The sequence below is a fragment of the Winkia sp. UMB3158 genome (genome assembly GCF_030217145.1).
Classification (GTDB): domain Bacteria; phylum Actinomycetota; class Actinomycetes; order Actinomycetales; family Actinomycetaceae; genus Winkia; species Winkia anitrata.
In genome coordinates, this window is the sequence record NZ_JASONH010000006.1 from 15,824 (window position 1) to 29,320 (window position 13,497).

Here is a 13,497-nt window from a genome sequence, read left to right on the forward strand (position 1 = left end):
CGAAACGCCCAGGACATGCACCATTCACTCTCCAATTGTCACGAATTGGCGAATAGGTATTCCTTGCGGGCAAATATAATCAGAACCCGCCATTATATGGCTCCGTTTTCCGGCAGCCGAGCTACACTATTGCACCCCCATAAGGCCAGTAATGCCACTATTTGGAAGCGCCAACTCTGGTACGCTCCACCCCTAACTAGGATCGCATCATTTGACCCTAGGTGGAGTTTATGCTGATCAGCACGCACCAATTTTCTTCACATTCATCTCTTCAGGGAATTTTAACAATATTTTATGTTGCAAAAGTTTCGTGCATTACCTCGATCTAAGAATTAGAACTATCCAGGCTTTTGGCGGCAGAGTACTGGTAGTAGATGCGCGTCCAGCCTGGCCGCGTACCGTTCACCACCACCCGGTAGGTTTTCGGATGTTATCCAATGGTGCGCACACCGTGCCTCGTACCTCTACTCAGAAAGTCCGATCAATGAAAACTCGATTTCTTGTAGTTCCAGCCCTCGCAGCAGCCCTGCTGACCCCAGCTATGCCCGCGGTTGCTACCGCTGGAGTTGCTCCCGCACCGGCCGCAGTCGTCGCTGCTGCCCCGGCTAAGGCGCAAGCCCAGCAGATGCTGTCCGAGGTAAATGACCGCATTAACACCATGCAGAAGCGGCAGGCTGTTCTTCCCACCGGCGATTACAAGCCTCAAATCAGGGACCTGCTAACGACCGCGTTCGACCTGCGCGACACTCTGACCGCCATCATCACGGGCGACGTTTCTAAGTTCGACATGAACACTATCGGCGCTCGCCTCGAACTGACTCTAACTATCGCCGACACCATTGAGACTGCCACCACTAAACTGACCACCAAGGTTAAGCCGACCCACGTTGAGCTAGGTTTGGCCACCACTAAGGCTGTTCTAAAGCTGATCAACCTAACCAATTCCACTTCGGCCTTGCAGGCTGCTTCCCAGGAGTTGAAGGATGTTCTAGCCAGGGTTTCACAGTACCCCGACCTGTCCCCTTCGGACACCGCCACCATCTACGTGAAGGCGAAGCTTGACAAGGTCATCTGGAACACGCGCTTCGCTCGTGACAGGAATATCTTGGGCAAGAAGTCCTTCCGCACCTACCATACTTTGAACCGCAATATCACCAAGGCTGTTGGCGTCTGGTTTAATGCTCGCGCCACCGTTGCTGACGTTGACAAGGCTATTGCTGATCTGCAGGCGGCTTACAGGGTTGCCGAGGCCGGCAGGTAATCTACTTCTTAGGCATTAGTTTCTAAGGTCGAAAAGAGGGGGGACCCATCTGGGTTCCACCTCTTTTTTCTGTTCTAGCGCTGCTTTTCCGCCTGGGTAGGAACCTGAGGGCTGCCTTTCCACCTGGGTGGACACCGGCATAGGCGCGCTGCGCCCCACAGGTCCGGTCTTAGTGTTGCCGTGTAAAGGCACCCTTGTTAGGTTTTATTGCGAGGCCTACTACAAACCAGGCGATGCCCATGAAGATCCACGTTCTCGTGTTTGGGGCGCTGGCCGCAAAGAGGCTGACCAGGAAGTTGCCTAAGTAAAATCCGCCGTGCAGACCGATGGCGGGCCACAGGTTAGCCGTTTTGAGTCGCACCGCTCCGGCGGCGAAGCCGAACCCTAAGGGCATGGTTAGGTAGGCTAGCTGTTCGCCAACTTCTGCCCCACCGCCCTGGAAAACTAGGTGTAGGCCGGCAAATGTGGCGGTGACAATGAACAGCCCTAGGCAGGGACGGAATCGAAAAAAGTGCAGCAACCAGCCCCGGAAAACCAGTTCTTCGGGGATGGCATGCGCGAAGAACCCGCTGCTCAGCGCCGCCACCGCCCCTAGACACGCGGGCAGGTGCGCGGGGGCGCGATACCCGCCTAATCCGCCGGTAAACAACTGGGCAACTAGCGCGATTAGGGCCGCCAGTACAAGCATTGCCGTAAACCAGACGACACCTTTTGCGGTTGGTCTCAGCCTCAGCACGTCCAGGGTGGTTTTGTCCCAATAGTGCACTAACAGGGCGAGGGCGAGGGCAACCAGTACCACTATGAGGGCATGTACCCCCACAGCGGTCATTACTTGCCCGTATGGGCCCATCTGGGTGGTGCCGGAAAAGCGGGAGCGCAGTTCGGGGATCGCACCTACGATTGCCACCGGACCAACCATCGCTACTAGGAGGACGCTGACCGCTACGGTGGTTCGCAATGCAGCTTGTAGAACAAATATACAAGCAGATTTTTGGCGGATACAAGTGTTCTTCGGTAGGGCGATCGGGATAGGGGTGGGGGCGGCGCTGTTCTCCATATTTCTACTCAATCAGGTGGGAGGCGCTATTTATATAGGGAATGCCCCTGATTTCCCACTAGGGGATCCCTTGCCCGGTGAGCTGATCCCAGCTACAGGCGGCGTAGCCACCCCAGCTATACACCGCGCGAGCGCGCTTTTGCGTGTCAGCAAATGTTCGATATCCCAGTTCTGCGCCAAGACTGGACTCTAGTTTATTAGAACTTTTAATATAAAAGCAGTTTCTTGCGTAACCGCCTCAGCTGTATTAGTTGGCTTTTACCGCATAGTTTTGCCAGTTTCTTTTGATTTTGGCAAGCGCACAACCCCATGTTGTTCCGCTCGCGTTTCGGTTTCTATTCCGCGCTGCGGGACAGATTATCTGTACTAATCGAATCCGTAAGAACTAAAGTGAACGAATTCCTTGGAAAGCCGCCCTTGCCCTGTGCAGTTTCACCAAAAATCTTCTCGCTCAGATCAAAGTCGGCCGCAACAAAAGTTCTAGCCGGCTGCGATTCTTTACCATACTTAGGAACATTACCCCAATCCGGGTGGTACTCAGGGGTATCCCAGGTGTACCCGTACAGTTCGCTAGCTGACCCGGAAGGACGAACCCGAATAATGTCAGCCATACCCATCAACTCGCGAGCCTCACGGGTCTTGTTCGGGTGGTGGTAGACCTTCAGATTATTCTGTTCCCGCACGTCGGCATTTGCACCAATATTGGACTTCAGCACGATCGGTTCGGCGCCAGTACGCGGCGTAGTAGTAATAATCTGGTTCGCATCCAAGCCCTTAGCAGGAACCAATTGGCGCAGCTTCAGCCCAGAAAGCGAACGAACGACCGTACCCTCGCCGTGGTAGTCAACGCCACGGGTGGACAGTGCCAGCCCGCGCAACCAAACCCCATAATCGTCCTCAGGAGGTAAACCCGGTTTCAAAATCGGAACGGACCAACCAATGATCCCCTTGCAGAATCTTATCCTCCAGGAAATCCCCAAAATCGACAATATTCGACTTGAAGTCGCCGGTCTCGCCCTCGATACTCACAGAAGCGCGCCCCTGGATTGCTAGCTTCGCGCCAGACTTGCCCTCACGCAAATCCCGCAACTGGGCAGCAGTTACGTCCGGCTTAACCTTCACGGGAATAATCGCAGTGTAGGTTTGCCCGCTCTTTGCAACCGAGCCATCACCGAGCACGTTGCCGCTCTCGGGAATAGCGCCAATAGCCTCGGCTAGCTTAGGCATCTCAGCATCGAAATCCCCAGCCCATTCGTTGTAGTTGAAGTAGATGTCGAACAGCTTATTGCCGTCCTTATCCGTACCCGCATCCACAACCTTGGTCTTTACCGGGCCTGGGACCTTCACGTCGTCAATATTTACGTCGAAGATCTTCGGCACAGCTACTCGCACATACGGGCTGAAAACCTCCGGATGCTTGCCCTGGTGAACGTCAAAACGTATGTCAGCCTTAACATACATTTTCTGCCCCGGCTGAACAGCGCCTCCGTCATACTTGAGCGTGGTGGTAACCTGCGGCTTCTGGCCGTCCGGGGTGCCCCAACGCTGGGTCGGGGCCGGAATCAGGTCCCCTACCTTGTCGCCTTAAGGTGCTGCCAGCGCTGACAGCGAAGACGGTACCGTAAGCGCAAGCAAGGCCACAAAGCCCATTCCTCGCGCAAATTGTCTTGATAGTGCCAAAACAATCGCCACTTTCCTTCATTTAATATTCATGGCGCATTTTTAACACGGTGTCAGAAAATACCCTTCATTTAAATACTATTAAGTATATTTAATCAATCTTTAAGAAATAGGATTAAATAAACAGTTACTAGCTCTCATCCCTGCACTAAAATGCCACCCCAGGCGGGCAGTCGCCGGCGAATCCGCACAAAACGCCCTTACATGCGCCTTCGAGGCCAACTTTTTTGCGTTCGAACGCCACAATCGCCTCGGCCACACACCCCGAAACTAGCTCACACAAATTTGGCAACGGTTTCCATCGGTCCCACAATTTCACACTTTCTGCACTCGCTTAAATTGACGTTAATCTTATTTTTAAAGCCGAAACTATCCGTGGATCTAAAACACGGCCTACCGCCCAAAATGCCCACACACGAGTGGCAGGGGCCAAAAATCCCCAAACTACAAGTTTGGCGCCCTCGGCGGCACAAGTGGAATACGTTTCAACACTCGAAAGCCACCAGCACATGACTAGGTCGAAGGTCTAGCGTTTTCCCCAACGAACAAAGCGTTCGTACTACTAAAACTGCGAACACAAAGAAAAGGAGTTCCGCATGAAGCGATCACGTCTCATCCCCACAGCCGCAACACTAGCTATGGCCATGATGTGCATGTGCGCTTGCGCGGGACCCAACGCGGCAGAAGGAGCCAAAGGCAAAGACTCCAAGGCGGCCACCATCAACGTAGGCTCCCTATACGAGCCCACCAACCTGTCTAACACGGGCGGTGGCGGCCAAGGCGTAACCGAGGCCCTAACCGGAAACGTGTACGAAACCCTCTTCCGCCTAGAAGACAACGGCAAAGTAAAACCCTGGTTGGCCACAAAAGACGAGGCCTCCCCAGACGGTTTAACCCACACCCTGTCCCTGCGCAAAGGCGTCACCTTCTCCTCCGGCAAAGCCCTCTCCGCGAAAGACGTGGCAGCCTCCATCAAAACTGTTCTGTCAGAACAGTCCCAAGCTGCCAGCAAAAAAGAGCTCTCCGTAATCAAAGACGTCACCGCCCAGGGCGAGGATGCGGTAAAACTCACCCTGTCCGAACCGTCCGTATCTTTGCAATACAACCTGTCCGGGCTGTGGATCGTTCCCGAAGGGCTAGACACAAAGAAAAAGACCGAAGGAACCGGCCCCTACACGCTGGACAAATGGACCAAAGGCTCCACCCTGTCACTAAAAGCCCGCAAAGACTACTGGGGCGAAAAACCCGCCAACTCGGCGGCCGTATTCCACTACTACACTGACGCCACCGCCCTCACCAATGCGCTGAAAGCTGGAGACGTCGACGTGGTAACCAACGTACAATCGCCAGACGCACTACCGGAACTAGAAAAGGACGCCAAGTACAAGGTCGCCTCTGGTAACTCCACCACCAAGGAACTGCTGGCCTTCAACGACCGTGTGGCCCCCTTCGACGATGCCCGCGTGCGCCAGGCAATCTACTCGGCAATAGACCGCAAAAAACTGTTGCACTCCATTTGGAACGACAAGGGCCAAGTAATCGGATCCATGGTTCCACCCTCGGACCCGTGGTACGAAGATCTGAACTCGCTAAACCCCTACGACCCAGCCAGGTCGCAGAAACTACTGAAGGAAGCTGGTAAGGAAGGACTGTCCTTCACCCTGGACGCTCCCACCTACGACCCGCACCCGCTAGTAGCCGAATTCGTAAAATCCGAGCTGGCAAAGATAGGCGTAGAAGTAAAGATCAATTCGATAAGCGCCGACGAGTGGTACTCCAAGGTGTTCAAAGACCACAACTTCACCGCCACCTTGCAAGAGCACGTCAACACCCGCGACGTAGTCTGGTACGGCAACCCCGACTTCTACTGGGGCTACAACAACCCCCATGTCACTGACCTAGTAGCCAAGTCACAAAAGGCCGCGAACGTTAAGGAACAAACCGAACTGCTGCGCAAGGCAAACCGGATCATAGCCACCGACGCTGCTAGCGCCTGGCTGTACCTGTACCCGCAAGTAGTGGTATCGAAGGCAGGCGTTTCCGGCTACGGTGTGAACGGGCTGAACTCGCAGTTCTTCCTGGCGCCAATTTCTAAGAAAGCCTAAATGCTTTCCTACCTAATTCGCCGCAGCGCATTGCTAGTTGGCACAGGCGCAGCAGGACTAATCCTAATATTTGTTCTGCTGCGCCTACTGCCCGGCGATCCGGCCAACGCACTCCTGTCAGCTACCGCCACCCCCGCCCAAATCGCGGCAGCGAGGGCACAAGTCGGCTCCGATCAGCCCGTACTAACCCAATTCACCAACTGGGTAGGCGGGCTAGCCCACGGGGATCTAGGCACCTCGTTCACCTCGGGGAGGGACGTGGCCTCCGAAATTTCCTCCCGGCTCACCGTCACCCTGCCGCTCACCCTCATTGCCTTCACCTTCGCCCTGGCGGCCGCCATCCCCCTAGGCTACGCAGCCGCCCGGTGGCGGAAAGGCACAATCGGCGCAGCCATTTCAGCCTTCCTGCAAATCGGGATCGCAATCCCCGTGTTCTGGATCGCAATGATGGGCGCCCTAGTCTTCGGCGTACACCTCAAATGGGTCCCCGCCTCCGGCTTCCCACCCGAAGGATGGAACAGTCCCCTCCTCGCCTGGACCGCACTCATCCTCCCAGCAGCCACCATCGCGTTCGTTTCCTGCGCCTCCCTAACCCGCTACACCCGAGCGGCAACCCTAGACGTACTGCAGGCCGACTACCTGGCCCAGGCGCGCGCCCTCGGACAGAGCAAAACCCAGGCAATGCTCACCCACGGGATCAGAAACGCCTGCGTACCCGTAATATCCGTAGCCAGCATAGAACTGGCCACCACGTTCATAGGCGCCGTAGTAGTAGAACAAGTCTTCGCCCTTCCCGGGCTCGGCTCGATGCTCACGCTCGCCATCACCCAGCACGACTTCCCCTCAATCCAGGGAGTTCTAGTGGTATCTACCGCATTAGTACTGCTGATAGGCTTCGCAGCCGACGTGCTACAGCGACTCATAGACCCACGCCTGCGCAACTCCCTGAGCGGAGGATACCAATGAAGCGAACCAACCTGTGGGTAGGAATCACCCTACTGTCATTGATAGCGCTGGCCGCCGCCGTCTCGTTTTTCTGGCTGCCCTACCCCGTTTCCGATACCTCCGGAGGGCGCCTCGAAGGGCCCGGTACCCAGCACCTGCTAGGTACCGACCGGCTCGGGCACGACCTACTCACCCGCATGCTACTAGGAGCGCGTATAGCCCTGGGAGTGGGACTTGGCGCCTCAATAATAGCCGCCGCCATCGGGGTAAGCTTCGGCCTAGCCGCAGCCCTAGCCCACGGCTACCTAGACGACATCGCCTCAGTCACACTCGACGTTCTAATTGCCTTCCCCACCCTACTGCTAGCAATGCTCATGGTGGCCGTAGGCGGGGCCTCACTAGTGACCGTAACCTGCGCAATTGGTATTTCGGCCTCGGCAGTAATCGCAAGGCTAACCCGCATACTGGCCTCCCGCGTGCTGCGCGAACAATACGTCACCGCAGCCCGCACCGCCGGAGTGGGCACCCTCGGCATCATCGCCCGGCATGTGCTCCCCAACATCTGGCAATTCCTGGTAGTAAACGTGGCCCTACTATTCGGCTCCGCAGTACTTGCAGAGGCCGGCCTCTCATACCTCGGGCTCGGCACACCCCCACCAAACGCCTCCTGGGGGCGCCTCCTGCTAGATGCCCAAGCCACCTTCACCGTGCAACCGCTCGGCGCAATAATCCCGGGGGTGGCGATTCTCGCCCTCGTGATAGGCGCCAACCTACTATCTGACGGGCTCCGCGCCATAGACCCCACCTTAGAGGAGGCATAATGGCCCCCACCCTAAGCGCACAAAACCTTTCGGTCCGCATAGGAAAGAAAACCCTTTTGGACTCGCTCACGTTTACCGTTCAGGCAGGCGAACACCTAGGGCTAATCGGCCCCTCCGGATCCGGAAAAACTATGTTCGCCCGCACTGCCATGGGCCTGCTGCCCGCCCGCGCCAACGTGAGCGGCTCCCTCCAAGTAGCCGGCAAGCAAATAGTAGGCGCCACCGAAAAAGAAATGGGCGAGGTGCGCGGCGCCCTAGCCGCCATGATCTTCCAAGACCCACTCACCGCCCTCGACCCCCTTCAACGCATCGGCCGCCAACTATCCTGGCCAATCCGCCACCACCAAGGCGTAGAAAAAGGTAAAAAGCTGCGTGAAGCCGTCCGTGCCGCCCTCACCGAAGTACACCTGGCAGACGCAGATCGCATAGCCCACGCCTACCCGCACGAGCTCTCTGGAGGCCAACGCCAACGCGTCGCCATCGCCCTCGCCCTCGCGTGCCAACCCCAAATCCTGCTGGCGGACGAACCCACCACCGCCCTAGACGTAACAGTGCAACAGCAAATCCTCCAACTGCTAAAAGAAATTACCGCCGCCCGAAAAACCACCCTCATTTTCATATCGCACGACCTGCCCGTGGTCACCCAACTCGTGGGGCGCACGCTGGTGCTCAACCAAGGCCGGGTAACCGACGACGTACCCGTACCAGCACTGCTCGCCGGGGCCGGAGTAAGCCCGCGCGCCCGCGCAATCGTGCAGGCCGCAAGGAACCTGGAAGACGCCCTTGCCGCCGCACAGCAAGGAGACCGCCCATGAGCGAGACCATACTCCAATTCGACAGCGTCACCTACACCTACCCCAAATCAGAGCGCGGTATCGCAGGCTTTAACCTCTCCCTTGCCGAGGGCGAACGCATAGCACTAGTGGGCGAATCTGGCTCCGGCAAATCCACCGTCGCCCGTCTGGGGCTGGGCTTGTTGCGCCCAAAAGCCGGCCGCGTCAGCTTCGCAGGCACGAAAATACCCGGCCGCGGGCGCCGCGGACGCCGGAAGTTCCGCGGACAAGTTTCCGCAGTCTTCCAAGACCCGTATTCTTCCCTAGATCCGCGCATGCGCGTAGGCGAAACAGTAGCCGAGCCACTACGCGCACTACATCTGGCCAGCGGCCAGGCAGCCCGCGAGCGCGTTCGGGAGGCTTTGGCACTCGTGGACGTTGATCCGGACCGGGCCGACGAATATCCGCGCACCTTCTCGGGCGGCCAACGCCAGCGCATCGCCATTGCCCGCGCCCTGGTGAGCCAACCAAAAGTGCTGGTAGCGGACGAGCCGGTGAGCGCCCTCGACATGGCCACACGTGCCTCCGTAATGGAAATGGTCGAACAGATTACGCGCAGCCGCGGCACCGCCCTGCTGCTGGTGTCACACGACCTGGCTACCGTTGCCTCAACATGTGAACGCATTCTGGTGCTACAGGGCGGAAGACTTGTCGAGACCGGCACCACCCAACAGGTGCTAGGTGCGCCCAGCCAGGACTACACCCGCCAGCTGTTAGCTTCAATCCCCCGCCTGCCGGCCTAGGGGTGTAAGTGTACTGGCTGGCGCAAAGCTCAGGCCCCAAAAGCACACGCGCGACCTGATGCAGCGCAGGCGCGTCCCATCAGCTATATTTCACTCAGAATGGGCCGGGCCTTGGTTAGAATTTCTTCCCATTCTTCTTGCGGATCCGACAGCCGCGTGATGGCACCCCCGCAACCGTAGCTGGCCTTTCCGCCCTCGATGAGGGCCGTGCGGATCGTGATGGACAGGTCCATTGCCCCGCTGAGCGAAATGTAGCCAATTGCCCCCGAATAAATCCCGCGAAGGTGGCCTTCTTCTAGCCGCTCCAGGATCCGCATAGAACGCTCCTTGGGCGCCCCGGTCATGGAACCTCCCGGGAAAGCCGCCCGAATACAATCCAGGGCAGACACGTCGCCTCTCTTGCGGGCCCTAATTGTCGACACCATCTGGTGCACGTAGCTGAAACTCTCAATGCCGCAGACCACCGGCACTTCGACACTGCCCGGCACCGCCACCCGGCCCAGGTCGTTTCGCAGCAGGTCGCAGATCATCAGGTTCTCGGCCCTATCTTTGACGGAAGTGGCCAAGTCATCGCGCAGGGCTTCGTCCTCGGCCGGGGTGTGCCCGCGCGGGCGCGTCCCTTTGATAGGTTTTGCTTCCAGAACGCCACTCGAGCTAAGGGAGAGGAAGCGTTCCGGCGAGGTCGAAAGCACCGCGCGCCCGCCGAAGCGCAAGAAGCTGGCAAAAGGCGCTGGATACTTTGAACGCAAATGCAAGTAGTAACGGTACGGGTCACCGAGGGCGGGGAAACTAATTGAGTTGGTAAGGCACAGCTCGTATGCATTCCCTTTGGCAATTTCCTCTTGCGCCTGGGCGATCTTGGCCAGGTACTGTTCGCGACTAAAACGGAACGTGCGCGGCGTATCCGGCAGGGCCAACGCGCTGACCGGGCTGGCGGCAGTATTCACTTGCCACGGCTCATACCCCAGCGCCCACACCTCACCATTCGGGCTGATCGCAAGGCATTTGTCTACGCTTATGAAGTGGGCTTCCCCCTCGTAGGTTAGGTAGCCCACCATTCCGAGGGCGAAAGCGCACGGCACACCGGTCGTATCCGCCTCGGGCAGAGGCGCCCGTTCTAGGGAAGGCACGGGCGTACCCGAGCACAAATAGTGCCAGCCGGAACCGTCAGAAGAATCGAGCCAGGCCGCGTGGCTTTGACCAAGGAAGTTGGCGGCAAACAATGCTTCGGGCAGCAAATCGGTGTCAATCTTTTCGTACCACACCTTCACCGGCGCCGACGAGGGCGGGCCAGGTGTAGCGGGCGGGTGCGGCGAGTCCGACGTGGCGGGCGATCCGGGGTAAGAGGCAGGCCCGGCTGGCGCATGGCCGGTTTGCGCTTCGCCCTGTAGGCCGGCCCCAACTTGTTGCGCAGACGCGCTAAGGAAGTTTCGCATGAGCTCTACCCCACCGGTAGAACCTACCGATTCGGGGTGATATTGCACGCCCCACAGTGGCAAAGACTTGTGTGCCACGCCCAGCAACGTACCGTCCTCGTCCCATTCCGTGGCGGTCAGGCAAGCCGGCAGGTCCGTTATTTCCAAAGAGTGATAGCGCATCCGCCCACCGGTTACCTCGCCGTGGCGCGGGTAGCGGGCGGTGCCCAGTTTCGCTCCGTAGGCCTCACACAGGCCCTGAAAGCCCAAACAAATTCCCAATGTGGGGGCGGGAGGATCCAAGAAAATGCCCGGAAACCAAGGGTATTCTGCAGGTCGCCCCGGCCCCGCGGAAACAATAATGCGGTCGGCGGCCGCCAGGTGGGTATCGGTTACGTCCTCGGCAATAACCACCTGCGGCATCTGCCCGCAGGCAGCAAAAACAAGGTGTGCCAGGTTGTACGTAAAAGAATCATGATTATCAATCAACAAGACGCCCACGGGCAAAGATTATAAAATCAGTCTGCTCAAGTAAGTAACCAGGATTCTTCCGGGAAAGGGTGCAGCCCAATGGAAGCTGACGTCGCCATTACCCAGGCGCTCAAGGGAGACGGGCACTTCACCACGATGCTCATCGAGGGCGGCAAAGTGCGCGGGCCCCAGCTGCACGCTAAGAGGTTGCAGCGCGACCACCGCACTCTCTTTGGCACCGACCTGGATTTGGCGTCCGTCGCAGCCGAACTGGAAAAACTAGCCGCGCAGACCGGTAGCTTCGTTGCCCGCGTGAGCATGTTCGAAACCGAGCACCTGATCACCACCCGCAGTGCGCCCTCGACTGGGCCGATCAGCTGCGAGCTGTTTCCGCTGCAGCGCAACCTGTCCCACGTGAAACACTTCGGGTTGGCCCCGCAGTGGCATGCCCGTCGTGCAGTCGCAGCCGACGATGCCATCTGTTGCACGGGGCTCGATAAAGACGACCTGGTATTGGAAGGCACCATGTTCAACGTCGGCTTCATTCGGGCCGACGGGCGTTTGGTGTGGCCGGAAGGGCCCGTGCTGGCAGGCACAACCTGGAAACAGCTCGAGGGCGTGTGGGCCTGCGAGAGCCGGCCTGTACGCGTGGGCGAGATCGGCAATTTTGTGGGGGCGATTGCCACTAACGCAACTAGCGGGGTTCGCCCCATCACCACAATTGGTCCGCGCCTACGCTGCAGTCTGGAAGGCTTGGCTTGGGCTAATAAGATTGCGAAAGCCTATCAAGCAATTCCCACCGAGGACGTAACCCAACTAAGTCAGGCCGTTTAGCCAATCCGGGGCGCTCCCGGCAAGGGCGCACGGCACGTTTCGGCGGTACTGAAACTTATTGCCGCCCTTGGGATTTCTTCGAAGCTTGCCTAGCCACAAAGGGGATCCCTACGAGGCAGATGATCCATGCGACGACGATGCCAGCGCGCAGCCCAGTTTCAGTAGGAAAAAGATAGGACACTATATAAAACACCCCGACCGTAGAAATTAGCGCAAACAATCCGTAGCCGAGTGTTTTTGCCGCTTTCACTTGCATGCAACACTCCCTGTAATCGTTCCAACCCAAAGGGTCGGCTTCGCAGTATGTCTTGGACCTGGCCTGAACCAGCTTGGCAGATACTACTCTATGGCCGCTAGGCGGGTCTGGTCGACCCGGATGCCAACTTGTTCGCCCTCGCTAATAGCCTCCGCCTCGTGAGTCAAAGGCGCGCTCGCCCCGGCCAACTGGCCATCCGGGAGGATCACCTGCACGTTCACGCTGCCGCGGCGCACGTGTACAGAATCGACGGGCAGGTGCACGCCCTCGCCCTCAAAGCACACCCTTAGCGCCCCCGGAGCCAACCCGATGAGTGCCGCCCCCCGCGGCACCCGGGCTCCCAACTTGGCCGCCAACTCGGGGCTGACAAACGGCCCGTAGCCCAAAAATTCTGCGACCGATCGCGTTCCCGGCTGCGTCCACACCTGCGCCGGCGTACCAAACGCCGCCAGCCCGCCCGCAATCAGTACCCCGATCTTGTCGGCAACCGTAAACGCCTCATCCTGGTCGTGGGTGACATAGATGCCCGCCGTGCCCTCCGCGGTCAAAATCTGCCGCAGCTGCACCGCCAAGCCTTCGCGCAATTTGCGATCGAGGGCCGACAGCGGCTCGTCCAGACCCAGCAGCTTAGGGCGGGGGGCAAGAGAACGGGCAAGCGCCACCCGCTGGGCTTCCCCACCCGAGAGCTCACTGACCTGACGCGAAGCGTAGTCTTTCAGGCCAACCAGGTCCAACAATTCGCGTACCCGCTCCTGTTTTTGCGCCCCAGAGCCCTTCAAACCGTAAGCAATATTGCCGGCCACGTCCCTATGCGCAAACAGCTGCCCATCTTGGAACATCAGCCCAAAACCGCGCTGATAGGTGGGTACCCCGGACAGATCGTGCCCGTCCCAGGAAATCTTTCCCCCGGCCACCGGCTCCAACCCCAGTACCGCGCGCAGCAGCGAGGATTTGCCCGAACCGGACGGGCCCAGCAGAGCAACAATTTCGCCCTCGGCAACGGCCATAGACACCGAATCGACGGCCACGGTGCTGCCATACTTTACGGTCAGGTCTTTTACTTGCAGCATTTTTCC

At 58.4% G+C, this 13,497-nt stretch carries 13 protein-coding genes; 7 read left to right on the top strand and 6 right to left on the bottom strand.

Annotated features, from left to right (window positions below; genetic code table 11):
• The first annotated feature begins 484 nt into the window (after positions 1-484).
• A complete protein-coding gene (locus QP400_RS07600; RefSeq protein WP_040315231.1) occupies positions 485-1,261 on the top strand; it encodes a CAMP factor family pore-forming toxin in 777 nt (258 codons plus the stop codon).
• 169 nt (positions 1,262-1,430) lie between these two features.
• Here QP400_RS07600 and QP400_RS07605 read toward each other — a convergent pair whose 3' ends face one another.
• The 3 genes from QP400_RS07605 to QP400_RS07615 form a co-directional block, all read right to left on the bottom strand.
• The gene (locus QP400_RS07605; protein WP_004806732.1) at positions 1,431-2,318 is read right to left on the bottom strand and encodes a CPBP family intramembrane glutamic endopeptidase; all 888 of its coding nucleotides are present in this window, start codon (positions 2,316-2,318) and stop codon (positions 1,431-1,433) included.
• Positions 2,319-2,653: 335 nt separating this feature from the next.
• Positions 2,654-3,238, bottom strand: a complete 585-nt coding sequence (locus tag QP400_RS07610; protein WP_004806734.1) for a hypothetical protein — start codon at positions 3,236-3,238, stop codon at positions 2,654-2,656.
• The gene (locus tag QP400_RS07615) at positions 3,216-3,779 is read right to left on the bottom strand and encodes a hypothetical protein (protein ID WP_004806737.1); all 564 of its coding nucleotides are present in this window, start codon (positions 3,777-3,779) and stop codon (positions 3,216-3,218) included. The genes QP400_RS07610 and QP400_RS07615 overlap by 23 nt, the downstream gene beginning before the upstream one ends.
• Positions 3,780-4,594: 815 nt before the next feature.
• Between QP400_RS07615 and QP400_RS07620 the strand changes: the two genes are divergently transcribed.
• Genes QP400_RS07620 through QP400_RS07640 form a run of 5 tightly spaced genes read left to right on the top strand, consistent with a single transcriptional unit; the run spans position 4,595 to position 9,445 of the window.
• Positions 4,595-6,103: an ABC transporter substrate-binding protein gene (locus QP400_RS07620; RefSeq protein WP_004806739.1), complete on the top strand. Its 1,509-nt coding sequence runs from the start codon at positions 4,595-4,597 to the stop codon at positions 6,101-6,103.
• Positions 6,104-7,069 carry an ABC transporter permease gene (locus QP400_RS07625; protein ID WP_004806741.1) on the top strand — a complete coding sequence of 322 codons (966 nt, stop codon included), beginning with the start codon at positions 6,104-6,106 and terminating at the stop codon, positions 7,067-7,069.
• Positions 7,066-7,869, top strand: coding sequence for an ABC transporter permease (locus tag QP400_RS07630; RefSeq protein ID WP_004806743.1), 804 nt, complete (start codon positions 7,066-7,068; stop codon positions 7,867-7,869). The genes QP400_RS07625 and QP400_RS07630 overlap by 4 nt, the downstream gene beginning before the upstream one ends.
• Complete coding sequence (locus QP400_RS07635; protein WP_285462619.1) at positions 7,869-8,684, top strand: ABC transporter ATP-binding protein; 816 nt, start codon at positions 7,869-7,871, stop codon at positions 8,682-8,684. Before QP400_RS07630 ends, QP400_RS07635 begins: the two co-directional genes overlap by 1 nt.
• The gene (locus tag QP400_RS07640; protein WP_004806747.1) at positions 8,681-9,445 is read left to right on the top strand and encodes an ABC transporter ATP-binding protein; all 765 of its coding nucleotides are present in this window, start codon (positions 8,681-8,683) and stop codon (positions 9,443-9,445) included. The genes QP400_RS07635 and QP400_RS07640 overlap by 4 nt, the downstream gene beginning before the upstream one ends.
• A gap of 83 nt (positions 9,446-9,528) precedes the next feature.
• Here the strand turns inward: QP400_RS07640 and pabB are convergent, their stop codons facing one another.
• The gene (pabB, locus tag QP400_RS07645; protein ID WP_285462621.1) at positions 9,529-11,361 is read right to left on the bottom strand and encodes an aminodeoxychorismate synthase component I; all 1,833 of its coding nucleotides are present in this window, start codon (positions 11,359-11,361) and stop codon (positions 9,529-9,531) included.
• A gap of 69 nt (positions 11,362-11,430) precedes the next feature.
• Here pabB and QP400_RS07650 point away from each other — a divergent pair, with 69 nt between their 5' ends.
• Complete coding sequence (locus QP400_RS07650) at positions 11,431-12,165, top strand: aminotransferase class IV (RefSeq protein ID WP_004806750.1); 735 nt, start codon at positions 11,431-11,433, stop codon at positions 12,163-12,165.
• A 55-nt stretch (positions 12,166-12,220) separates the two neighbouring features.
• Here QP400_RS07650 and QP400_RS07655 read toward each other — a convergent pair whose 3' ends face one another.
• Both QP400_RS07655 and QP400_RS07660 read right to left on the bottom strand, forming a co-directional pair.
• Positions 12,221-12,421, bottom strand: a complete 201-nt coding sequence (locus QP400_RS07655; RefSeq protein ID WP_004806752.1) for a hypothetical protein — start codon at positions 12,419-12,421, stop codon at positions 12,221-12,223.
• An 83-nt stretch (positions 12,422-12,504) separates the two neighbouring features.
• Complete coding sequence (locus QP400_RS07660; RefSeq protein ID WP_004806754.1) at positions 12,505-13,491, bottom strand: ABC transporter ATP-binding protein; 987 nt, start codon at positions 13,489-13,491, stop codon at positions 12,505-12,507.
• Positions 13,492-13,497: the final 6 nt, after the last annotated feature.

Bases quoted from the DNA above. Each gene is read 5' to 3' on its own strand.
- QP400_RS07620 (WP_004806739.1), top strand. From the start codon at position 4,595: ATGAAGCGATCACGTCTCATCCCCACAGCCGCAACACTAGCTATGGCC.
- QP400_RS07650 (WP_004806750.1), top strand. From the start codon at position 11,431: ATGGAAGCTGACGTCGCCATTACCCAGGCGCTCAAGGGAGACGGGCAC.
- QP400_RS07605 (WP_004806732.1), bottom strand. From the start codon at position 2,318: ATGGAGAACAGCGCCGCCCCCACCCCTATCCCGATCGCCCTACCGAAG.
- QP400_RS07600 (WP_040315231.1), top strand. From the start codon at position 485: ATGAAAACTCGATTTCTTGTAGTTCCAGCCCTCGCAGCAGCCCTGCTG.
- QP400_RS07625 (WP_004806741.1), top strand. From the start codon at position 6,104: ATGCTTTCCTACCTAATTCGCCGCAGCGCATTGCTAGTTGGCACAGGC.
- QP400_RS07635 (WP_285462619.1), top strand. From the start codon at position 7,869: ATGGCCCCCACCCTAAGCGCACAAAACCTTTCGGTCCGCATAGGAAAG.
- QP400_RS07655 (WP_004806752.1), bottom strand. From the start codon at position 12,421: ATGCAAGTGAAAGCGGCAAAAACACTCGGCTACGGATTGTTTGCGCTA.
- QP400_RS07640 (WP_004806747.1), top strand. From the start codon at position 8,681: ATGAGCGAGACCATACTCCAATTCGACAGCGTCACCTACACCTACCCC.
- QP400_RS07630 (WP_004806743.1), top strand. From the start codon at position 7,066: ATGAAGCGAACCAACCTGTGGGTAGGAATCACCCTACTGTCATTGATA.
- QP400_RS07660 (WP_004806754.1), bottom strand. From the start codon at position 13,491: ATGCTGCAAGTAAAAGACCTGACCGTAAAGTATGGCAGCACCGTGGCC.
- QP400_RS07615 (WP_004806737.1), bottom strand. From the start codon at position 3,779: ATGTATGTTAAGGCTGACATACGTTTTGACGTTCACCAGGGCAAGCAT.